Annotated in this window: 18 protein-coding genes and 3 tRNA genes; 16 read left to right on the top strand and 5 right to left on the bottom strand. The window is 35.9% G+C overall.

Features of this window, described 5'->3' with window-relative positions:
* Positions 1–207 precede the first annotated feature (207 nt).
* Both D5J18_RS06930 and D5J18_RS06925 read right to left on the bottom strand, forming a co-directional pair.
* A complete protein-coding gene (locus tag D5J18_RS06930; protein ID WP_165844982.1) occupies positions 208–1,113 on the bottom strand; it encodes an NAD-dependent epimerase/dehydratase family protein in 906 nt (301 codons plus the stop codon).
* Between the two features lie 5 nt (positions 1,114–1,118).
* Entirely contained in the window at positions 1,119–1,775 is a 657-nt protein-coding gene (locus tag D5J18_RS06925) for a phosphoadenylyl-sulfate reductase (protein ID WP_119058282.1), read from the bottom strand.
* Positions 1,776–2,199: 424 nt separating this feature from the next.
* Between D5J18_RS06925 and rpsA the strand changes: the two genes are divergently transcribed.
* A complete protein-coding gene (rpsA, locus tag D5J18_RS06920; protein ID WP_119058281.1) occupies positions 2,200–4,041 on the top strand; it encodes a 30S ribosomal protein S1 in 1,842 nt (613 codons plus the stop codon).
* A gap of 48 nt (positions 4,042–4,089) precedes the next feature.
* On the opposite strand, the gene D5J18_RS06915 is transcribed toward rpsA, so the two are convergent.
* The gene (locus D5J18_RS06915) at positions 4,090–4,299 is read right to left on the bottom strand and encodes a hypothetical protein (protein WP_119058280.1); all 210 of its coding nucleotides are present in this window, start codon (positions 4,297–4,299) and stop codon (positions 4,090–4,092) included.
* A 330-nt stretch (positions 4,300–4,629) separates the two neighbouring features.
* Between D5J18_RS06915 and D5J18_RS06905 the strand changes: the two genes are divergently transcribed.
* Entirely contained in the window at positions 4,630–5,877 is a 1,248-nt protein-coding gene (locus tag D5J18_RS06905; protein ID WP_119058278.1) for a DEAD/DEAH box helicase, read from the top strand.
* 45 nt (positions 5,878–5,922) lie between these two features.
* On the opposite strand, the gene D5J18_RS06900 is transcribed toward D5J18_RS06905, so the two are convergent.
* The gene (locus D5J18_RS06900) at positions 5,923–6,603 is read right to left on the bottom strand and encodes a hypothetical protein (RefSeq protein ID WP_119058277.1); all 681 of its coding nucleotides are present in this window, start codon (positions 6,601–6,603) and stop codon (positions 5,923–5,925) included.
* A 185-nt stretch (positions 6,604–6,788) separates the two neighbouring features.
* Between D5J18_RS06900 and D5J18_RS06895 the strand changes: the two genes are divergently transcribed.
* A complete protein-coding gene (locus tag D5J18_RS06895) occupies positions 6,789–7,166 on the top strand; it encodes an Hsp15 family ribosome-associated heat shock protein (RefSeq protein WP_119058582.1) in 378 nt (125 codons plus the stop codon).
* Here the strand turns inward: D5J18_RS06895 and D5J18_RS06890 are convergent.
* Entirely contained in the window at positions 7,141–7,671 is a 531-nt protein-coding gene (locus D5J18_RS06890) for a shikimate kinase (protein ID WP_119058276.1), read from the bottom strand. The two genes, D5J18_RS06895 and D5J18_RS06890, sit on opposite strands and share 26 nt — an antisense overlap.
* A gap of 91 nt (positions 7,672–7,762) precedes the next feature.
* On the opposite strand from D5J18_RS06890, the gene D5J18_RS06885 reads away from it, so the two are divergent.
* The 13 genes from D5J18_RS06885 (at position 7,763) to mfd (ending at position 23,493) form a co-directional block, all read left to right on the top strand.
* Positions 7,763–7,835: transfer RNA gene (locus D5J18_RS06885), tRNA-Lys, on the top strand.
* A gap of 48 nt (positions 7,836–7,883) precedes the next feature.
* Positions 7,884–7,966, top strand: a tRNA-Leu gene (locus D5J18_RS06880).
* Between the two features lie 18 nt (positions 7,967–7,984).
* Positions 7,985–8,057: transfer RNA gene (locus D5J18_RS06875), tRNA-Lys, on the top strand.
* Positions 8,058–8,383: 326 nt separating this feature from the next.
* Positions 8,384–9,325: a hydrogen peroxide-inducible genes activator gene (locus tag D5J18_RS06865; protein ID WP_119058274.1), complete on the top strand. Its 942-nt coding sequence runs from the start codon at positions 8,384–8,386 to the stop codon at positions 9,323–9,325.
* Between the two features lie 64 nt (positions 9,326–9,389).
* Positions 9,390–14,348, top strand: a complete 4,959-nt coding sequence (locus D5J18_RS06860) for a translocation/assembly module TamB domain-containing protein (protein ID WP_119058273.1) — start codon at positions 9,390–9,392, stop codon at positions 14,346–14,348.
* Positions 14,349–14,380: 32 nt separating this feature from the next.
* Positions 14,381–16,708, top strand: a complete 2,328-nt coding sequence (gene tamL, locus D5J18_RS06855; RefSeq protein WP_119058272.1) for a translocation and assembly module lipoprotein TamL — start codon at positions 14,381–14,383, stop codon at positions 16,706–16,708.
* A 66-nt stretch (positions 16,709–16,774) separates the two neighbouring features.
* Positions 16,775–17,608: a 50S ribosomal protein L11 methyltransferase gene (gene prmA / locus D5J18_RS06850; RefSeq protein WP_119058271.1), complete on the top strand. Its 834-nt coding sequence runs from the start codon at positions 16,775–16,777 to the stop codon at positions 17,606–17,608.
* Positions 17,598–17,879, top strand: a complete 282-nt coding sequence (locus tag D5J18_RS06845) for an ATP-dependent Clp protease adaptor ClpS (protein ID WP_119058270.1) — start codon at positions 17,598–17,600, stop codon at positions 17,877–17,879. The genes prmA and D5J18_RS06845 overlap by 11 nt, the downstream gene beginning before the upstream one ends.
* A complete protein-coding gene (gene ruvX, locus D5J18_RS06840) occupies positions 17,880–18,293 on the top strand; it encodes a Holliday junction resolvase RuvX (protein ID WP_119058269.1) in 414 nt (137 codons plus the stop codon).
* A 29-nt stretch (positions 18,294–18,322) separates the two neighbouring features.
* On the top strand, positions 18,323–18,898 hold the full coding sequence (gene def, locus D5J18_RS06835; RefSeq protein WP_119058268.1) for a peptide deformylase: 576 nt from the start codon (positions 18,323–18,325) through the stop codon (positions 18,896–18,898).
* Between the two features lie 23 nt (positions 18,899–18,921).
* Positions 18,922–19,344 (top strand): DUF5606 family protein, encoded by a 423-nt coding sequence (locus D5J18_RS06830; protein WP_119058267.1) that lies wholly within the window; start codon positions 18,922–18,924, stop codon positions 19,342–19,344.
* Entirely contained in the window at positions 19,345–20,112 is a 768-nt protein-coding gene (gene mazG, locus D5J18_RS06825) for a nucleoside triphosphate pyrophosphohydrolase (RefSeq protein WP_119058266.1), read from the top strand.
* 21 nt (positions 20,113–20,133) lie between these two features.
* Entirely contained in the window at positions 20,134–23,493 is a 3,360-nt protein-coding gene (gene mfd, locus D5J18_RS06820; RefSeq protein WP_119058581.1) for a transcription-repair coupling factor, read from the top strand.
* The last annotated feature ends 14 nt before the right edge of the window (positions 23,494–23,507 follow it).

Here is a 23,507-nt window from a genome sequence, read left to right as displayed (position 1 = left end):
TATTCTATTAATAAACAATGCATTAAATGTATGGAAAACTTTATTTAAAACCACAAAATTATTTTAATTAATTTATAGCTTATTTAAAAACTTGAGGGATTCAATTGCCAAACACTTCAAATAAGTTATTTAAAAATCAAAAAGAACTCAAAATTTCTGAGTTTTTTTAAGGCTTAAATTTTTTCAACCTTTATTTTTTTTTAAGGCTTAAAAAATTCTCACATTTTTCTCAAATTCCTGATATGCCAAAGCTAATTTTTCAGCTGGGTTGGCTTTTATTTTTATCTTTTCTGAGAACATTTCTAGCGATTTAACTTCTTGATTTGAATTCAAATAAACAAACTCTAAATCTGAATTTTCCTCTATCAAAAAATCTCTGATTTCATTCATATTTTGGTTGAATTCCACCAAATTATAAACGCCATTTTCTTTGTTCCTGAAGATAAACTGCTGTAAATTTTCAATCAAAGAAGGTAAGTGAATGAATGGTCTTATTTGATTTCCGTTGCCGTAAATTTTGATTTTTTTGTAAATCAATGCCTCCATCATTAATTTATTGATTACAGAATCCATTCTCAGCATCGGATTATAGCCAAAAACATTACCCAAACGCAAGAGGTATACTTGTGATTTTTTTTCTAAAATTTTTAAATAATTTTCGGCATTTAATTTAGAAGAGCCATAATAATTCATGGGTTCTGGTGGTGTATTTTCGGTAACATTTTGCTTGAATCCGTACACGGCTGCAGAACTGGCAAAAATCACTTTTTGGGGTGGGAATTTTTCTAATAAATTGAACAAAACCACCGTCCCGTAATGGTTTACTTGCTCATATTTATAATTGTCTTGGTAATTGAACGGAGAATCCACATGAGCCGCCAAATGAATCACAATATCTTGATTCTTCACCACTTTTTCTAACTCATAAATATTCAGAATATCACCTTTTGCAAATATTGTTTTATTCAAATTTTCACCTTGTGTAAAGAAATTGAAATTCTTTTTGTACAAATTATCAAAAACGGTGATTTTTGTGACAGATTCATTTTTATCTAATGATTGCACTAAAGAATAGCCAATGTACCCTGCTCCTCCTGTGATTAAAATTCTCATGCTTTTTATTTGTTTAAATGGATGCCACATTCGCTTTTTTTGCTGCCATACCATCTGCCGTTTCTTTCCATTTCAGTATCAATATTGGTAGTGCAAGGCATACAACCGATGCTCAAAAATCCTTTAGCCTCCAGCGGATGTTTGGGCAAATGATGTTGCTGAGCGTATACATAAATCATCTTGGAATTCCAGTCTAAAATCGGATGAAATTTTACTACGCCACTTGCCAAAATTTCCTCTTCGTTCAATGTAGCTCTGAATTTGGTTTGATCTCTTCGCAAGCCAGCAACCCAAATATCGTATTTTTCAATCGCATCATTCAGTGGCTCTACCTTATTAATATGGCAACAATATTCAGGATTGTTGGCAAACAAGAACTCTCCACTTGTTGCAATTTGCTGGTTTTTAGCCGTTTTACTCTGCACGTTCACAAGTCGAAATCCCCAATCTTCAGCAATTTGATTTCTGAAAGCGTAAGTTTCTGGGAAATGAAATCCTGTATCTATAAAAAGTACATCTATACTGGGCAAAGCACGTGTAGCGATATGCAAAAGCGGCAAACTATGCGACTGAAAAGAGGAGGTTATGCACAGTTTATTCCCGTTTTGATGGTAGTTTAATAATTGATTTTGAATTTTTTCTACAGCCTTATTTATTTCCATAATTCAAAGATAAAATTAGTGAATTTTTTCATTTTTTTAGGCTATTTTTTTTAAGGCTTAAAAAATTCTTGATCTCACACTTTTACAATGATTTAATTTGGTCGCATCCCGTAGTGCTTGATATTTTTCTTTTTTTTATAAATTAAATTACATAATTCAGCTATAAACTCCTATTATTCAAATCCTTAAACAGGAAAAATCATTTTTTTGTTTAAGCCCATTTTTTTAATATCAATTATAATTTATGATTTTTAGTGAAATTTTTATGAAATGAATAATTTATTCGGAATGAAATAGTTATATTTGCCGCCGCTTAGCGACATAGGGATAAGCTTAAAAATTAATTATTTAATCATTTCTCTCAATTTTAAGATGTTGTCGTATTTTCCCAGGCATCGGCATTGAGATACAAACTTTTTTTATTATGTCTGAACAGACTAAAGAAACGGAAGCTACGTCTTCTGCAAATTCCCAAGAAAACAAAGCTCAAGCTGTTAAAAATCAACCAAAAGAGGAAAGAGAGTTGGTCAACGCCAGCCCTTCCCGAGAGGATTTCGACTGGGAGTCTTTTGAAAGTGGCCTGAACGAGGAGGATCGTAAGGAGAAAGCTGAACTCGAGGAAATGTATGAAAACACACTTGATGAACTGAATGAAAATGAGGTTTTTAAAGGAAAAGTGGTTCGTATAACTGACAAAGAGGCAATCGTGGATATCGACTTCAAATCTGAAGGAGTTATTTCTTTGAATGAATTCCGCTACAACCCTGACTTGAAAGTGGGTGATGAAGTGGAGGTAATGGTTGACCAACGTGAAGATAAAAATGGTCAATTACAGCTTTCTCATAGAAAAGCAAGAACTTTAAACGCTTGGGATCATGTGAATAAAGCAAACCAAAGCGGTGAAATCGTTCAGGGTAACATCAAAGCGAGAACAAAAGGTGGTATGATTGTGGATGTTTTTGGCATTGAGGCTTTTTTACCAGGTTCACAAATCGATGTGAAGCCAATTCGCGACTATGAGCAATTCGTAGGTAAAAACATGGAGTTCAAGGTTGTGAAAATAAACCCTGAATTTAAAAACGTGGTGGTATCTCACAAAGCTTTGATTGAAGCTGATATCGAGGAGCAGAAGAAGGAAATCATTGGTCAGCTGGAAAAAGGTCAAGTACTGCAAGGTGTGGTGAAAAACATTACTTCTTATGGCGTTTTTGTAGACCTAGGTGGTATTGATGGATTAATCCATATTACAGATCTTTCTTGGAGCAGAATCAATCACCCAAATGAGGTCGTAGAAGTAGATGATGAAATCAATGTTGTAATCCTTGATTTTGATGAAGATAAAACAAGAATTCAGCTGGGGGTAAAACAATTAGAAGCTCATCCATGGGAAGCGTTAGACCAAAATATTGCTGTCGGAGATAAAATCAAAGGTAAAGTAGTAGTGCTTGCTGACTATGGTGCTTTTGTAGAAGTAGCCCCAGGAGTAGAAGGCTTGATTCACGTTTCTGAAATGAGCTGGAGCACACATTTACGTTCCGCTCAAGACTTCGTTCAAGTAGGAGATGAAGTAGAAGCTGTTGTCTTAAGTATTGACAGAGAAGAGCGTAAGATGTCTCTTGGTATGAAGCAATTAATGCCAGACCCTTGGACTGACATTACTTCAAAATATCCAGTAGATTCTAAGCATACTGGTACCGTAAGAAACTTCACTAACTTTGGTATTTTCGTAGAATTAGAGGAAGGTGTTGATGGATTGATTTACATTTCTGATCTTTCTTGGACTCAGAAAATCAAGCACCCTTCAGAATTCTGTAGCGTTGGAGACAAACTAGAAGTTGTTGTGCTAGAACTAGACGTAGAAGCTCGCCGATTAAGCTTAGGCCACAAGCAATTAGAAGATAACCCTTGGAGTGTTTATGAAACTAAATATGCCATTGGCACTGAACACACTGGTAACGCCTATAATGTGTTTGACAAAGGTGCTAAAGTAAGATTTGAAGATGAAGAAATCGATGCTTTTGCCCCTGCTAGAACATTGGATAAAGAAGATGGTGGGCGTGTAGAACAAGGTGAAGATATAAACTTCAAAGTAATTGAATTCAATAAAGAATTTAAGCGTGTAGTTGTTTCTCATTCAGCTACTTACAAAGACGAAGAAATGAAACAGGTGAAAAAAGCTCTAGAAAATCAAACGCAAGAAAGAGCTACACTTGGTGACTTGGATGGTCTTGCTGCACTGAAAGAAAAAATGGAAAACAATGAATAATTGTTCTTCTTTTTTCTAAAAATTTAGCCACCCAAAAGGTGGCTTTTTTTATCTCAGCTCAGAAACTTTACAATCTTCCACATCTTTCATCTTTCCAGAGTAAGTTTCTCGGTACTTATGCAATGTCTCAAAAGGAATCCCATACAGCGTTCGCTGAATTTTGGTCACCTTAGTGCTCAAAGCTCCCATTTTTGGATGAAAACGAACCTCATTTGTTGTTTTTCTTTTAATTTTTAAAGGCTTTAGAATTTTTTTCATAATGCAAATTTAAGAAATCTGAATGTATCTCTGTTTGAAATTAAAATCATTAATTTCATCTAGAATTTTTTTCACTCGTTTTTATCTATTTTTTTTAAGCCTTAGAGAATTTTTAAAAACTTATATTAAAACAGAGCTTCTCCCTCACAATTTAGTCATTCCCAAAGCTAACGAAGAAATAATCTTAATCTTAAAATTCATAAATCATTAAAAAAGTTGTACCTTTGCCAGCTCAAAATTAGAAAGGTTCCTTTTACTAAAATATTCTTCGTTCAATATCGGTTGTAGAATTTTTTTTCAGTCAAAACTTTTCTACAACATTTTTATTTTATGAAAAACAAACCAAATTCAAGACTTAAGAAAAGTCAAGGTCAAAAATTTTCTGACCGAAAAGGGAAAGCAAGACCCCAAAAAAATAGAAGGAGAAGAGGAAAATCTTCTTCCAAAAAAATAAAAAAACTGGATTTAAGGCCAGAACGCTTTCAGCACGTAGGCAAACCTATAGAAGAAATCAAATACCAACCCAAGTACAGCTACAAGGAGTTTCCGCTACACCCTGATTTATTAAAAAACTTGCTACAGCTGGGCTATATTCAGCCAACAGAAATTCAAGAAAAATCCTTTGAGCCAATCACCAATATTCAAGATGTTTTAGCCATAGCCAATACTGGGACTGGGAAAACAGCTGCTTTTTTAATTCCCACGATCAACAGTATGTTGTATAGTGACACACGATTTTCTTGCTTGATTTTGGTTCCTACCCGCGAATTAGCAGAACAAGTCGAAGCAGAATTTAAAGCCATTTCTAGAGGATTAAAACTTTTTGGAACTTCATTCATCGGCGGGACTAGCATCAAGAAAGATTTGAAAACCTTGCAAAAACCTTTTGATTTTGTGATTGGTACGCCAGGTCGTTTGATAGATTTAGCCAACCGAAAAGCCTTAAAATTCAATAACTTTTCAATTTTAATTTTAGATGAATTTGACCGCATGCTTGATATGGGCTTTAGCCAAGATGTACTAGAAATCAATCGCCAACTGACTCAGAAAGATCAAACTTTGCTTTTCTCTGCTACACTCGCTGAAAATCAAAAAGAAATCATCACACAATTCGTCAAAAATCCTATAAAAATTCATGTAAGCAGCGGTAAGGCAACAGCAGAACATATTGACCAAGATGTCGTTTTCTTCAATCGAAGAAATAAATTTGACAAGCTGATTGATTTAATTTCTCAGAAAGATTTTGAAAAAGTTTTAATCTTCTCTGAAACCAAACAAAGTGTTTCTGAAATTACAAAAAAATTAAAACAAAATAAATTTAAAGTCGATGAAATTCATGGTGATAAATCTCAAAATTACCGAAAATTTGCACTCAAGGACTTCAAGCGTGGGAAAATTAATATCTTAGTCGCTACTGATGTAGCTGCCCGTGGTCTAGACATCTCTGATGTGACGCACGTCATCAATTACCAAATTCCACAAGATTATGAAACCTACATCCACCGTATTGGGCGAACGGGGCGCGCAGGAAAAAAAGGAAACGCATTTACGTTCTACGAAGAGAAAAAATCGAATTAAATTTTTCTAAAGGCTTAAAATTTTTTTTCAAGCCTTTTTTATTTTTCATTCCTTCCGCTGAACGACTTGGTACAATTCAAAGTTTAAAATAAGTGAAAGATCTGTCTCCTTGATATTAAACGGGTTAGAAGACCTTCCATAAGCCAACCGAGATGGCACTAAAATCAAACCTTGAAAATTCACATAAGGCTCTTCATTGGCTTTTTTATCAGAAGATTTAAATTTTTTTAAGCCTTCGATAATAGATTTAACTTCATAAGAACCAGCCTCTTTGGTGGTGTGATAAAAAACAGGATCCCACTCAGGCAAACCAGTGCTATTCACCGTAGATACAATCGTAGAAGGCAGATAATAGACTGAGTCTTTCTGCTCCAATGCCTTGAGTGACTGCAAATTATACTGAATTAATATTTTATCTGTCTGGTTATCGCTAATTGAACGCCCCGCAGCTTGATGCTTTGGGTTTTTCACAACATAGTAGCCCTCTGGCGCCTTCTCTGCCAATTCCTTTAGCGGTGTGTAGTGGTCATCACTTTTATCTTTTGAACTAAAAACCTTTACACTTCCATCTTCTGCGAAATAATGTTCCTCCAAGTATTTCACCAAAGCTCTGTCATCAATTTTGTTTTGCTTATTTTGGCTAATAAAGAAGCCTGGCCTGTCCTCTGAACAGCTCCAAAAAACGAAAACAGCTAAAAGCAAAAATCCTAATTTCTTTAAATCCATATTTCTATTTTAATTTGAAAACTACAAATATAAATAATTCAAAGCTTTCAACTAAACTCAACAAGCAGTTAAATTTTTAAAGGCTTAAAAAAAATTAATTCCACAGAGAAACAATAAAACACTTTTTCTTTAAACTTCTTACCTTTGTTACCAGTATTTTTTTTAACTCCTCTATGGAAACAAATATGCGGATTGATAAATTTCTGTGGTGTGTACGCTATTTCAAAACCCGAAGCCTTGCTACAGAAGTCGTGAAAAAAAACAGAGTTTGGGTCAACGAAGAGCTGGCAAAACCATCTAAAGACGTATTGGTAGGTGACTGCATAAAGCTTCGCAAAAATCAAATTTTCTATGAATTTGAGGTTTTGAAAATTCCTTCTAGCCGAATGGGTGCTAAATTGGTAGGACTTCACATCAAAGATTTAACCGACAAAAAACAACTCGAGGAACTGAAAATCAGGCAGACTGACCAAAATTATTACCGCCAAAAAGGCGAAGGGCGACCAACTAAAAAAGATCGTCGAGAGCTTGATGATTTTATGGCTGATTTTGATGATTTTTAAAGGCTTGTAAAATTTCTCCTACAATCTCATCTGGGGATTGATGGTCGGTAGAAAGAGTCACTTTTGCTTGTTCATAGAAAATACGGCGTTCAAAAAGATGTTTCGCTATAAACTCAGGTAAATCTTCTTCACTGAGGTGAGCCACCAAAGGTCTTTCTTTGATTTTAGGGGAAATTCGCTGCGCCAGCTGCTGTGGATTAGCTCTCAAATATACCGAAAATGAATTTTGATTAATGAGTTCCATATTATTATAAAAAACAGGCGTCCCGCCACCCGTGCTGAGAATTGCTTTTTCATGCTTTTGGAAAAATATTTTCAAATATTGGTTCTCTTTTTTTCGGAAGTAAATTTCCCCTTTTTCTTTGAATAGGATTGGGATAGGTTGTTGCTCTTTTTCTTCTATAAATTCATCTAAATCAATAAATTGAATATTTAATTCCTGAGCCAATTTTTTACCTATAGTTGATTTCCCAGCTCCCATGTAGCCCACTAATGTCAAGACCATTTTTATTATTTTAGAAAAATAAAAGTAATATTTTTTTGTGTAATTTTAAAAAGCTCTTATATTTGCAATCCGAAAAGAAAAAAAGTAAGGCGACTCGGTAGCTCAGCTGGTAGAGCACAACACTTTTAATGTTGGGGTCCTGGGTTCGAACCCCAGCCGAGTCACATTTTTTATAAGGCTTAAAAATTTCTTTTTTTTAAGCCTTAAATTTTGCTCACGTGGTGGAATTGGTAGACACGCCATCTTGAGGGGGTGGTGCCCAATGGGTGTGCTGGTTCGAATCCAGTCGTGAGCACACGAAAAAAAACTTTACGACTCGGTAGCTCAGCTGGTAGAGCACAACACTTTTAATGTTGGGGGCCTGGGTTCGAACCCCAGCCGAGTCACATTTTTATAACTCCTCTGCCCCACCCAATTTTGAAATCATTTATTTCTATCTAAGCTTTCGAAGCAAAAAAAATCAAGTTTTTCTGACTTCACTTTTTCTTTATTTGTTTGATTTCATGCTGATGCTGAAAAAACTTGTTTATGCATTAATGGAATAGAGATTTATACCGATCTTCAACAAGCATTGATTTCTTTTAAGCTTTAAAAAATTATAGCTGAAATCTGCTAAATTTGAATATCCCCCCCTTGCCACTGCGTGGAGTATGCACAGAATTATTAATTTTTTTTTTACTTTTGTGAGTTTCAATTATTTTCATTTATTTCTATGACGATTATTCAATTAGAATATGTGTTGGCTGTGGCTGAGAGTAAGAATTTTACACTCGCAGCGAAAAAAGCGTATGTGACGCAACCGACGCTGAGCATGCAAATCCAAAAGCTGGAATCGGAACTGGGTGTTGATATTTTTGATAGAAGTACGCACCCGATTCGGGTAACGAAAATAGGTGAAAAGATTTTGGCTCAAGCTAAAACGATTCTCAATGAGGTGCAGCGAATGCCTGCGATTGTAAATGAGGAGAAAACAAATCTGAGCGGTGATTTTCGCTTGGGAGTAATTCCAACGGTTTTGCCGACTTTGGTACCGCTTTTTTATAAAATTTTTAATAAAAAATTTAAGCATGTGAACCTCATCATGCAAGAGATGAAGACTGAGGAAATATTAATCTCACTACGAGAAAATACCATTGATTTTGGCATTGCGGTAACACCTCTACTTCAACCTGATATGGTGGAGGAATTGCTATACTATGAGCCAATGTTGGCCTTTGTGCCAGAGGGGCATCGCTTGAGTCAAAGAAAGAATATAAGCGAGGAAGATTTGGACATTAGAGATTTGATTTTGCTAGAGGAAGGGCATTGCTTCAGGAATAATGTGCTGTCGATTTGTCACCATTTGCAGCAGCAAGAAGAGAAAAGTTTGATGATAGAGAGTGGGAGCTTTCAGACGTTAATTAAATTAGCTAAAGATGGTTTTGGGATGACTGTTTTGCCTGCGCTAGCTGTAAATGACCTGAAAATGGAGGACAAAAATTTCATAAAACCTTTTAAAAATCCAGTCCCAACGCGCGAGGTGAGTTTAATTTACCACAATAGCCAACTACGCATGAGTTTTGCTAAAGAATTAAAAAAGTTGATTCGCAGTGTGTTGCGTGGTATGATTTTTCTTGAATCGGAACGAAATACGTTACCTTACCTTAATAAATAATTTTTTTAGACTAAAAAACAAAGGCTTTTTATTTATCTTCATTAACTAAAATTCTATTTTTATTTTGAAATTTAACAAAAGAAACTTTTTTAAACGACTTGGCTTAGGTTTACTGAGCTTGATTTTGATTTTAGTACTAGCGACGCTAAGTTTGCGTTTGCCAAGTGTACAAAATTTTGTGAAAGGCAAAGTGATTCACTTTGTTCAAGATAAAATTGGTACACCGATTTCGCTAGAGCATGTCTATGTGAACTTCCCCAATGGGCTGGAATTGCAAAATCTATACGTAGAGGGGCAAAATAGAGATACAATTTTGCTGGTAAAAAACCTGAATGTAGGCTTAGCGATACCGAAGTTACTAGACAATCAGGCTCAATTTACTTCGATTGAACTGAATGGTTTGGTGGCTTTTGTGAAGCGTGATAATAATGGAAATTTTAATTTTGACTACATCGTCGATGCTTTTGGTACGACGGAAGAGAAGTCTTCAAAACCTTTCATCATCAATCTAGATAAGATTGATTTGAGGAACATCCGCCTGAATTATAGCGATGCAATAACTCAATACCAAACGCAAGTGATTTTTAAAGCACTAAAGACGCGTTTTAAAAATTTTGATTTGCAAGAGAATGATTACGCTCTCGGAGATTTGTATATGGAGGGTCTGCGACTGAAACTCAAGCAAGATATTTTGCAAGAAGCCTCTAAAAAAGTGGAGAAAAAAGTAGATTCACTATCGGCTCAAAGCCCACTAAAGCTAGATTTAAACGGATTTGAACTGGTTGATTTTGACATTGATTATAAAGATGAAATCACTAAAACTTATGTGAAAGTAAAGTTTGATGAACTGTTAAGCGAAATTAAACGGCTAGATGTAGAGAAAAGTAGTTTCGTACTAGATGATTTTGTGCTGAAAAATGCTGAAATCAAGGCTGATTTGTTTTTAGCTAGTGAAGATTCTGAAACCAAAAATTCAGAGACCAATCCAACTAACCCCTTGCATTTGGCTGTAAATGATTTTGATTTAGAGAACATTAATGTTCTATACAATAATACGGCAACTACTCCACAGGAAAAAGGAATTGACTTCAATCATTTAGACATTAAAAATCTGAATTTCAGTGTCTCTGATTTTGAAATGAAAGATTCTGAAATAAAGGGTGAAATTAATAAAGGTAATTTTGAGGAAAAAAGTGGACTGGTTCTCCAAAAACTTCAAACAGACTTTGAATATACTCAAAAAAATATAAGGCTTAAAAATTTTTTGCTAGAAACACCTAATTCTCTGCTAAAAAATCGTTTTGAAATTTCCTATCATTCTTTAGAGGATTTGACTAAAAATCCAGGGATGGCTCAACTTGATTTAAATTTAGAAAAATCTAAAATTGGATTTGAAGATATTCAGATTTTGGCACCCGAGGTTTCCAATCAAAAAATATTCAAAAATTACCCAAATGCTTCGCTAGCTCTTAATGCTAAAGTAAATGGCTTGGTGGATGATTTGAATATTGAGGAACTATCGGCATCAGGCTTAGATGATTTTCAGTTGAAAGCAAGCGGAAGCATCAAAAACGCAACGAAACCTGAAAATTTATCTTATAATGTAAATCTTATCCGCCTGCATGCTCAAGAAAAAACACTTCGCCGAGTTTTGCCTGCTGAGGCGCTGCCAAACAATCTTTCTCTACCTGAAAAAATCACTACCAAAGGGAAATTGAAAGGGAATACAGAGCAAGTTGATACAGAACTTAATATTAATTCTACCGATGGCGATGCGCTATTAGCCGGTATCATAAACTGGGGAAAATCAGAGACTTATGACTTAGATTTAGAAACAACGAATCTAAATTTAGGAAAAATTATTCAAAACCCGGATTTAGGCAAAATGAGCGGGGCAATAAAGGTAGAAGGCAATGGCTTTGATTTAACTTCTGCTACAGCAAAAATTTCAGGGGATATTAAGCATTTTTTCTACAATCAATATAATTACAGCCAAATTGAGCTAAAGGGTAACATTGAAAATTCTAGGTTTAATTTAAATCTATTCTCAAATGACCCTGCGGCACGTTTAAATTTAGCAGTCAGTGGAGTTTACAACGATAAAAATCCACAAGCTAAAATAGATGGTGTCATTAATAAATTGGATTTCAACAAATTAAACTTCTATGACGAAGCACTGATTATTGCTGGGAGAGTTAGTGGAAGTTTTGAAAATTTAAATCCTGATGAGCTCAATGGGAATTTATATTTGAGGGATTTTGCCGTGTCTGACACTCAAAATGTTTATCCTATTCAGGATATTCAGATTTTAGCAAAAAATACGTCAGATTTTAATTTATTACAGCTGAATTCATCTTTTGCTGATGCAAAATTGGAGGGGAAATATCGTGTTTCACAAATTTTTCAAGCCTTAAAAAAAACTTTAAATCAATATTATCCATTTTTTAAAAATTCTAAAGGCTTAGAAAATATTGACCCTCATCAGTTTTTCCATCTTTCGGTAGAAATAAAAAATGATAATCTTCTAAAGAATTTGATTCCAAACTTAAATTCCTTTGAGCCTATTTCTATCTCCGGAGATTTCAATGCTGATTTTCAAAAAATCATCCTCAATGCGGAGATTCCTCAGGTGGACTATGCTGGAAATGAAATCAATAATGCTAATCTAAATATTGACAATGTAGACCAAGCTTTGGTTTTCCAGGTCAAGTGGGATGAGCTGAAATCTGGGCGGTTTAAAATTTTGAATTCATCGCTAGAGGGCTCGGTGAAAGATCAGCAAATTTTATATTCTTTTTCTTCTAAAGACCAAAATCAAAATATCGCCTATGCAATTGACGGAAGTGCACAGCGACTGGATGAAGTTTTTCAGCTATCCCTCCACCCTGGGCAGTTGGTGCTAAACGGAGAAAACTGGCATGTGGAGCATGATAATCAAATCACGGTGCACCCCGAAGGAATTAATGCTCAAAATTTCAAACTCTCGTACGGGAATAGCTTTCTCTCTTTGGAGTCTAGTGGTTCTGCTCCATTTTCACCGTTGCGTCTAGATATTCAGGACTTTAAACTTGAAACGCTCACAGCTCTAGCTCAGCAAGATACGCTACTGGCTAAAGGTATTTTGAACGGAAGTTTTGAGCTGAAAAATTTAATGAAATCCCCTCAAGTTAATGGGAATTTAAAAGTAGATAGTTTGCAGGTTTTCAATGCTCCTTTGGGGCATTTGGATGTGAATTTAAATCAAAGATCGGCAGAACATATAAATACACAAATAGAGCTGAAAGGGAATGGAAATCAAGTGAATCTGGATGGAAATTACAATTTAGTAAATGATGACTTAAACTTTGAATTATTGATTAACCGCTTGAATATGACTAGTATTCAAGGGTTTACAGCTCAGCAAATAAAAGAGGCAGAGGGTTTCTTATCAGGGAATTTAGAGATTTTTGGCAAGTCTGATTCGCCTTCCATCCACGGAAAATTAAAATTCAATGATGTAGGTATGTTTGTGACTACATTGGGAACTAAGTTTCAGGGTATGAATGATGAGTTGCTGTTTCAGCCAAAGGGAATTGAAGTCAATCAGTTTAGCATATTTGATAAAGATAAAAATCAAATGTTGCTTGACGGAACTATTTTCACTCAAAAATACCAAGATTTTTCTTTTGATTTACGCTTGACTGCTAAGGACTTTAAAATCGTCGACGCTGAAAAAAATAGTGAAAATTTAGTCGGCGGTGTACTTTCTGTTGACACTGATTTGGCCATCAAAGGTGATTTAGATTTGCCTAAAATAGGCGGAAATATAAGTATTGATAAGCCTACAGATTTTAGCTTTACGATACCGCAAAGCAGCCCCAGTTTGAAGAAAAGAGAAGGCGTTGTAGAATTTATAGACCAAGACCAAGTTGTCTTAAATCAAAGCTTAAAAAAGGATAGTGTTGATAGAACTTCACGCATCAAAGGCTTAGATGTTGCCGTAGATATTCATGTGAAAAAAGAAGCTAAACTCTCCATTATTGTAGACCAAGCAACGGGTGATTTTATACAATTGCAAGGAGAAGCTGAGCTTTCTGGGGGTATTGACCCTTCAGGAAAAACAAGTCTAACGGGTATTTACGAGGTTAACGAAGGAGCTTACCAATTAAATATCAATTTATTACAAAGAAAATTTAATATACAGAAAGGCAGCACCATTACATGGGCAGGTGACCCGCTCTCTGCCAATATTGACATCACCGCGGTTTACAAAACTGAAACCGCTCCTATTGATTTGCTAGAACAGCAAATTTCAGGATTAAGTGGTGCAAGTTTGAATATTTATAAACAGAAGATTCCTTTCAATACATTACTGATGATGAAAGGAGATTTGATGAAACCTGAAATTTCGTTTGACATCAATGTCGATGGGAATAATGCTGGTGTAGCAACGGAGGTAATTGATAATACTAAAACAAAGCTTTCGCTCATCAGAAATGATAGTAATGAGATGAACAAACAAGTTTTTGCCTTGCTTCTACTCAACCGCTTTATTGGTGAAAATCCCTTCCAAAGCAATTCAGGTCTATCGCCAGAATCAATGGCACGCCAAAGCGTGAGCCGCATTTTATCTGAGCAATTAAATCAATTAGCTTCTGACTTGATTGATGGTGTGGACTTAAATTTTGATTTAGAAAGTCGTGAGGACTATACCACTGGTAAAAAACAAAATCGTACAGATTTAAATGTTTCTTTAAGTAAAAGATTGCTCGATGATCGCCTGAAAGTCACCGTGGGCAATAAATTTGGTGTGGAAGGCGAAGCACGCACCAATGAAGATATGACCAACATCGCTGGTGAAATTTCATTAGACTATAGCCTCTCTCGCGACGGCAAGTACATTTTGAGAGCTTACAGGAAGAATGAGTACCAAGTTGCACTTCAAGGTCAAGTGATAGAGACTGGCTTAGGTTTTATCATTACATTAGAATACGATGATTTTGCTGAAATCTTTAGAAAAACGAAAAATCCTAAAAGCAATTAAATTTTTTAAGCCTTAAAAAAATTCCCTTCAGAATGAATACAAAAGCATTTTATAAAATTTCTTTTCTCACCCTTTACAGCTTGATTTTTTTCAACTTTTTCTCTTGCCAAGGAACTAGAGGACTCGCTGAAAATGAAAAACTCTACACCGGAGCCAAAATCAACATTGATGATGCGCATATTTCTAAAAAAGAAAAAAAAGAATTAAAAAAAGGCATCGAAAACAATTTAACCCCAAAACCCAACGCTAGCCTCTTAGGCATGCGCCCGCGTGTGGCTATTCACAATATGATTTCAGAGCCAGAGAAACCAAAAGGTTTTTGGTATTGGCTGAAGTACAAAGTCGGTGAGAAACCAGTTTTGCTCAGCGATGTTAACCGAGAATTTAACCGAGATATCATCGTTAATTATTCTGAGAACAAAGGCTACTTCAATACCAAAGCTAAATTTGACACGCTAACCAAAGGGAAAAAAGCTGAAATCGTTTACAACGTCAATCCTGATTATCGTTATTTTATCAGGAATGTACGCTTCCCGTCTGATTCAACTTTGGTAGAAAAAGCTATCGCAGAAACACACGCAGAAACTTTACTCAAAAGTGGAGATGCCTTTGATTTAGATGTTATAAAAAATGAAAGGGAGCGAATTGATAATGAATTAATACAGAAAGGTTTCTACTTTTTCCATCCCGATAACATCATTGTACAAGCTGATTCTACAGTGACCGATCTACACGAAGTTGAGTTAATCTTAAAAGTCAAAGATGATGCTCCTCAGCTTTCACGCCAAGCCTTTACCATCGATCAAACGGTAGTTTTCACAGACTATGATTTAGATGAAGCTCAAAGAAACAATTACGGAATCCCCGCTAATTTAGATGGTTTGGAAATGTATAATGATAAATTTTTCATCGACCCTAATAATAAATTTAATCCAAAAATTTTTGATAATACTTTACCCTTCAAACGTGGCGATTTGTACAACCGTAAAGACCACAATATTGCACTGAATCGACTCATTAGCTTAGGCGTTTTCAAATTCGTGAAAAATCAATTCATCATTTCAGATAGCTTAAATCATAAATTTGATGCTTATTATTTACTAACACCTAAAAAATTTAAATCCTTACGATTAGAAACTTTAGGTAAAACAAATTCAGATAATTTTGTGGGGGGAGAAGTGAATTTAAACTGGTCTCATCTCAATCTATTCCGTGGTGCAGAACATTTTACGGCATCAATTTTCAGCGCATTTGATTACCAGCTTGGCGGCCCCGAGAACTCCAATAACCTCTTTCGCTACGGTACACGCATGAGTTTAGTTGTTCCTCGGCTTTGGGTACCATTTTTCAAACCTCAGCCTGGCGGTTCATTTTTGCCCAAAACACAGATTACAACAGGGTATGAATTTCAGAAGAGAACTAAACTTTACACTTTAGGTAATTACAATTTCTCTTTTGGCTACTACTGGAAAGAAAATTTAAAGAAAGAACATGAGTTCAATCCCTTTGTGGCCTCATACGTTTCGGCTTCTAACGTCACTGAAAATTACCGCCGACAAATTGAAAAAAACCCTTACCTGCAGAGAGTTATAGAAAATCAATTGATTTTTGGCCCCAATTATTCTTTCACTTTTACCAACACAATGCTACCTCAAAAAAACACCTTCTATTACCAAGGTAAAGTTGATTTATCAGGAAATCTCTCTGGTCTAATCACGGGTGCCGATGCAAAAAAAGATAAGCAAGTTAAGTTCTTCAATGTTGCGTTCAGCCAATACGCCAAAATCGAAAATGACTTTCGATTTTTCCACAAAATCAGTTCGCACAGCAGCATTGCTACGCGCCTAATTGCTGGGGTAGCTTATCCTTATGGTAATTCTATAGAAATCCCATTTTCAAAGCAGTTTTTTGCAGGCGGTAGCAACAGTATTCGGGCATTTCGTGCTAGGACTTTAGGCCCTGGGCGCTTTGATTCTAGGAACAATCAAAACACCTTTTTCTATGACCAGACAGGTGATATAAAATTGGAATTAAATACAGAATTTCGCTTTCCAGTTTATAAATTCGTTCATGCAGCCTTATTTGCAGATGCAGGGAACGTTTGGCTCGTAAACAAAAATATAGAACGCCCGGGCGGAGAGTTTACCAAAAATTTTATCAAAGAAATTGCCGTAGGTGCGGGCGTGGGCTTGAGATTGGATTTCTCTGTACTGGTATTGCGCTTGGACTTAGCCACTCCTGTTAGAAAACCTTACTTAGAAGAAGGCAAACGCTGGATGTTTGATAAAATTAATTTTAATGACAAGAATTGGAGAAAAGATAATTTAATTCTAAACATTGCCATCGGGTATCCTTTTTAATTTTTTTTAAAGGCTTAAAAAATTTTTACCCTGATTTTTCCTTTCAATTATTATATTCGGAAAACTATGAATTACATTGAATATCATTTTATAACTCGCCCCACACAACCGTGGACAGAAATTTTAATCGCTCGGCTGAGTGAAATAGAATTTGAAAGCTTTCAAGAAACACCAGAAGGTTTCAAGGCTTATATTTTACAAGATTTTGACGATGAAAGCTTTGTGCAAGAAATCCTTGGTGAAACTGATGAAGCGCAAATCAGTTATGAAAAAAAGAAAATTGAACCTGTGAATTGGAATGAGGAATGGGAGAAGAACTTTCACCCTGTGAATGTAGATGACCAATGCTACATTCGTGCAGAATTTCATGCCCCCCGCCCTACTTCGCTTTATGAAATTATCATTCAGCCCAAAATGTCTTTTGGTACAGGACATCATGAGACAACACATCTCATGGTACAATATATTCTAGAAAAAGATTTCACCGAGAAAAGTTTGCTAGACATGGGCACAGGGACTGGCGTTTTGGCTATTCTCGCTAAAATGAAAAAAGCGCAGCACGTCGTGGGCATTGATATTGACGAGTGGTCGTATGAAAATGCGAAAGAAAATGCAGCAAGAAATCATGTCGCTATTGAGTTTTTAAAAGGCGGCGCAGAGAGTATTCCTGCAGAAAAATTTGACTTTGTTCTTGCCAATATCAACCGAAATATTTTGATGCAAGATATGAGTTTCTACCTGCATGCGCTGAAAGATGACGGAACTTTACTCTTGAGTGGCTTACTGGATTCTGATGAAAAAATAATGATTAATTTTGTAGAAAATTTTGGCTTACAATTTGTTTCCACCAAATACCGTAACGATTGGATTGCCTTAGAATTTAAAAAAAATGAAGATTAATTTTCAACATAAAACGGAAAAAGAAATAGACGTTCTTTCATCAGAAAAAGAATTAAATAAAATTATTCTTTACAATGATGACATCAATACGTTTGATCACGTCATAGAAAGTCTAATTCACGTTTGTGAGCACAATGAATTACAGGCCGAGCAGTGTGCTATGATTGTACACTATAACGGCCGATGTGATGTAAAAAGTGGTTCGTACGAAGATTTAAAACCCCGATGTTCTGCTTTACTAGAACGTGGTTTATCGGCAGAGATTGTTTAGATGAGTTGTATTCTCGCTATCGATTACGGCAAAGTACGCACGGGTTTAGCCATCACAGACCCGCTGCAAATCATTGCTAGCCCGCTAGATACGGTCTCTACCTCACAATTATTCCTCTACTTAGAGCAACTTTTTTTGACTGAAAAAGTAGAAAAATTAGTGGTAGGATTACCTATGCGAGCACACGGTGTAGCAGGTGAAATCGAAGTCGATATTCAAAAATTTCTAAAGGCTTTCAAAAAAAAATACCCAAAAATTGAAGTTTACAGAGAAGATGAAAGTTATACATCTCTCCACGCTGCTGAAGCTTTGGTCTTAGGTGGAATGAAAAAGAAAAAACGCCAAAAAAAAGGAATGCTAGATAAAATCAGCGCAACTCTTATACTGCAATCTTTCATGAAAAATCAAAAATAATTACCTTTGTCTCCCAAATTATTGAAATAATGATTTATGATATCCGCGCCTACGGCGACCCTATATTGAGAGAGAAAAGCCAAGCCATTTCATCAGACTATCCACATCTAGATGAGATTATAGAAAACATGTTTGAAACCATGTATGACTCTAATGGAATCGGCTTAGCTGCACCACAGGTTGGGCTTCCTATTCGTTTGTTTATCATTGATTTATCACCATTCAAGGATGACCAAGATTATGCCGATATTGCCGAGGAATTAGCTGAGTTTAAAAAAGTATTCATCAATGCAGAAATCATCGACGAAAAAGGGGGGGAATGGAAGTTTAATGAAGGTTGCTTGAGTATCCCCAACATCCGAGAAGATGTCAGCCGTCACGCTGAAATCACTATCAAATATTTAGATGAAAATTTTCAGCCACATGAAGAAGAATTTAATGATATCTTTGCACGAGTCATTCAGCATGAGTATGACCACATCGAGGGCATTCTTTTTGTAGATTACCTCAGTAATTTCAAGAAAAAATTAATTCATAAAAAATTAGAAAAAATCAAGCGCGGAAATGTGAAAGTTAATTATAAAATGAGATTTCCTAAGGCTTAAAAAATTTTAAATAAATAAAGTATATGAAGATAGATAAAGTAATTGCAATTAGCGGAAAACCAGGCTTATACCATCTAATATCACAAACCAAAAGCGGTTTTATCGCAGAAAATTTAGATGACGGAAAAAAAACTAACGTGCCAGCGAGCTACAATGTCAGTCTTTTGAGCAATGTAGCCATTTACACTACAACAGAGGAAGTCCCTTTGGCAGAAGTTTTTAGAAAAATTTATGACAAAGAAAACGGTGGCGAGACCATCAATCACCGTTCACCAGAGGTTGAGTTAAGAAATTACATGGAAGAAGTTTTACCAGACTATGATAAGTCGCGTGTTTACCATTCTGATTTGAAAAAATTGTTCCAATGGTACAATATCTTACTGAGAAAAGAACTTTTAAGCGGTTCAAAAGAGCAAAAAGCGCCCAAAACTTCTGAAGAAGAATAAATGCACAGCAGAGAAGAGCAAACTCAGGCGTTCCACCGCTTGCTAGACATCATGGATGAGCTACGAGAAAAATGCCCGTGGGATCGCAAACAAACTATGGAAAGCCTATACCATTTGACCATCGAAGAGACTTACGAACTGGGAGACGCAATTCTCAATAATGATTTAACTGAAGTGAAGAAAGAACTGGGAGACCTCTTTCTTCATTTGGTTTTTTATAGTAAAATCGGTGAAGAAAAAAATGCCTTTGATGTCGCCGATGTCCTAAACACGATTGCAGAAAAACTCATCTTTCGGCATCCGCATATTTACGGCGATGTAGAAGTCAAAAATGAAGAAGAAGTCAAGCGCAACTGGGAACAATTAAAAATGAAAGAAGGTAGGAAATCTGTGCTTTCTGGCGTACCCAAAGGCTTGCCCGCTATGGTAAAGGCCATGCGAATACAAGAGAAGGTGAAAGGCGTGGGGTTTGACTTCCCAAATGGCGATGAATCTTTTGCTAAAATTCAGGAAGAAATACACGAACTGCAAGAAGCCGATGAGGAAAACCTAGAAAATGAATTTGGCGATATTTTATTTTCTTTAATCAACTACGCTCGTTTTCTCCAGCTCAACCCAGAGTCGGCGCTGGAAAAAACCAACCAAAAATTCAAAAATAGATTTGAATGGATGGAAGCTGAAATTCAAAAAAATGGACTGTCTTTTAGCGACCTGAGTCTAGAAGAAATGGATGCCTATTGGGAAAAATCTAAACAAAAAAAATTTTAAGGCTTAAAAAAATTGGAAATAATTTCTATTCAAAAAATCAGTCAGCAATTCAAGAATCAAAAAGATTTTGAAAATATTATTCATTTTTTGAACCAAGAAGAACCTCAACATTTGCAATGCAAAGGATTAGTTGGCGGAGCTTTTTCTTTTTTTGCACATCAACTTTTTATAGCAACGCAACGCTCATTACTCTATATTTTTGATGACGCTGAAAACGCAGCATATTGCCTGAACGAACTGGAAGATTTGCTCGATAAAGATCAAGTACTTTACTTCCCAGCAAGTTATCGCCGACCCTATGATATTGAGGAAATCAATAATGCTAATGTAGTTTTAAGAACTGAGGTGCTCAATAAATTATCTTCTTCTAAGAAACCAAGGATTATCATCACTACTTCTAATGCTTTAACAGAAAAAGTCGTTACAAAAAAAACACTCACCAAGAAAACTTATCGGCTAAAAGTTGGTGATGAAATTTCAGTCGATTTCTTGAATGAAATTTTATTTTCTTTTGATTTCAAAAGGACAGATTTTGTGACCGAACCAGGCGAATTCTCGGTGCGTGGCGGAATCATTGATATTTTTTCTTACGCCGATGAGAAGCCGTATCGCATTTCTTTTTTTGGTGATGAAATCGAACGCATCAAATCTTTTGATTTAGAAACTCAGCTTAGCACAGCAGAGGTGAAATCATTCGTCATTGTTCCGAATTTGGAGAATAAGTTAGATACCGAAAAAAGACAATCTCTCTTGGAATTTTTAAATTCAAAAACGCTTATTCTAGGGCAAAATTTGATTTTAACTAAAAGTTTAGTTCAATCAAATTTCAAGAAATCTGAGAAGGCTTTTGAAAATTTAAACTCAGAAATTCAACATAAAAACCCAGAAGATTTATTTTTAAAGGCTGAAAATTTCCTTACAGAAATTTCAAATTTTGATGTGTTAGAATTCTCTGCCCAAACCTTACTCTCACCACACGCTAAATTTTCATATTCGCAAACGCCTCAGCCAGCGTTTAACAAAAAGTTTGACCTCTTGATTGATGCTTTGCAGGAACAAAGTAAAGGCGGTTTTAGAAATTATCTTTTTTGCTCCTCGGCCAAGCAAATTCAGCGATTTCAAGAAATTTTTCAAGACATCGGCAGAGAAGTTCAGTTCACACCAGTACTAGCGAGCATTCATGCGGGGTTTGTAGATAAAGATTTAAAAATAGCTTGCTTTACCGACCATCAAATTTTTGAACGCTACCATAAATTTAATTTAAGAAATAGTTTTTCTAAAAAAGAAAGCCTCACACTCAAGGAATTGACTAGCCTGCAGGTTGGCGACTACGTGACGCATATCGACCACGGCTTGGGCAAATTTGGTGGGTTGAAAAAAATCAATGTCAACGGAACGATGCAAGAAGCCATCAAACTGGTTTACAGAGATAATGATATTTTGTATGTCAGCATTCATTCTTTGCACAAAATTGCTAAATATACGGGTAAAGACGGGCAAATTCCTAAAGTGAATAAATTGGGTTCGCCTGCTTGGAAAAATTTAAAAAATAAAACCAAGAAAAAAGTCAAAGAAGTTGCTTTTGATTTAATTAAACTTTACGCCAAGAGAAAATTAGATAAAGGTTTTGCGTTTGCTCCTGATACTTATTTGCAAAACGAACTAGAAGCGAGTTTCATCTACGAAGATACGCCAGATCAACTTAAGGCAACCGAAGATGTGAAAACCGATATGGAGAGTGAGCAGGTCATGGATCGTTTGATTTGCGGTGATGTCGGTTTTGGGAAAACTGAAGTGGCTATTCGTGCCGCATTCAAAGCTGCAACGGATGGAAAACAGGTCGCTGTGCTGGTTCCTACTACAATTTTGGCTTTCCAGCATTATAAAACATTCAAAGAACGTTTAGCAGATTTTCCTGTTCGGGTGGAATACCTTAACCGCTTCAAAACAACAAAGCAAAAAAATGAGATTTTAAAGGATTTAGCTGAAGGGAAAATTGAAATTCTCATCGGTACACACCAGATTGTTGGCAAAAAAGTGATTTATAAAGATTTAGGCTTATTAATCGTTGATGAAGAACATAAATTCGGGGTTTCCATCAAAGACAAACTCAAAACTTTAAGGTCTCATTTAGACACACTTACACTCACTGCAACACCAATACCACGAACTTTGCAATTTTCCTTAATGGCAGCTCGGGATTTGTCTATCATCAAAACTCCCCCACCCAATCGCCAGCCTGTGGAAACAAAAATCATCGGGCTGAATGAGGAACAAATTCGTGATGCGGTTTTCTATGAATTGCAACGTGGCGGGCAAGTTTTTGTTATTTTTAACAGAATCAATGGGCTAAAGGAAATGGCAGGAATGATTCAGCGCCTAGTGCCTGAAGCCAAAATTGCTGTAGGCCACGGGCAAATGGACGGGAAAAAGTTAGAAAAAACTTTGCTGGATTTCATGGACGGGAAATTTGATGTCTTGGTTTCTACCACGATTGTAGAAAGTGGTGTCGATGTGCCAAATGCTAACACGATGCTGATTGTGGATGCGCAAAATTTTGGCCTGGCAGATTTGCACCAAATGCGTGGGCGCGTGGGGCGAAGCAACCGAAAAGCATTTTGCTACCTCATCACGCCTCCACTCGTTACTTTGACGGATGAAGCACGCAAAAGATTACAGGCCATTGAGCAATTTACAGATTTGGGCTCAGGATTCAATATTGCAATGAAGGATTTAGAAATCCGTGGAGCAGGAAATTTACTGGGTGCAGAGCAGTCTGGCTTTATGGCCGAAATGGGGTTTGATACGTACCAAAAAATACTAAACGAAGCGATAGAAGAATTGAAATATTCTGACGAGTTTAATTATTTATTTCAAGATGAATTAAAAAGAAAAGAAGATTATGTTTCTGATTTTAATTTAGATGCTGATTTAGAATTACTGATTCCAGACCATTATGTGAACAACGTAGAAGAGCGAATGGCGCTTTATAACGAGCTAGCACAAGTTGAAAGTCAAAATCAACTGAACCAATTCAGAGAAAATCTAATCGATCGGTTTGGGAATTTGCCTACACAAGCTCGTGATTTACTAAAATCTATGGAATTAAAGTGGCTTGCAGAAAAACTGGGCATGGAAAAAATCGTTCTGAAAAATGGAATCTTCTTGGGTTATTTTATCAACAATCCTCGGTCGCCTTTTTATCAGAAGCCAGTTTTTCAAAAAATCATGCAATTTCTAAGTCAAAATCCTAACTTTGGTATATTGAAAGAGAAGAAAGTAAGAGGGCAAGAGTTTCCTAGTCTACTTTTGCGAGTAGAGCAAGTCTCAACTATTGATTTGGCTTATCTAAAACTGGAAGAAATTTCTAAAGCCTTATAAATTTTTATAATCGA

Source organism: Candidatus Ornithobacterium hominis (genome assembly GCF_900538215.1).
Taxonomy (GTDB): domain Bacteria; phylum Bacteroidota; class Bacteroidia; order Flavobacteriales; family Weeksellaceae; genus Ornithobacterium; species Ornithobacterium hominis.
Note: the sequence above shows the minus strand (reverse complement) of the source record. Positions and strands in the feature narration are given on the sequence as shown.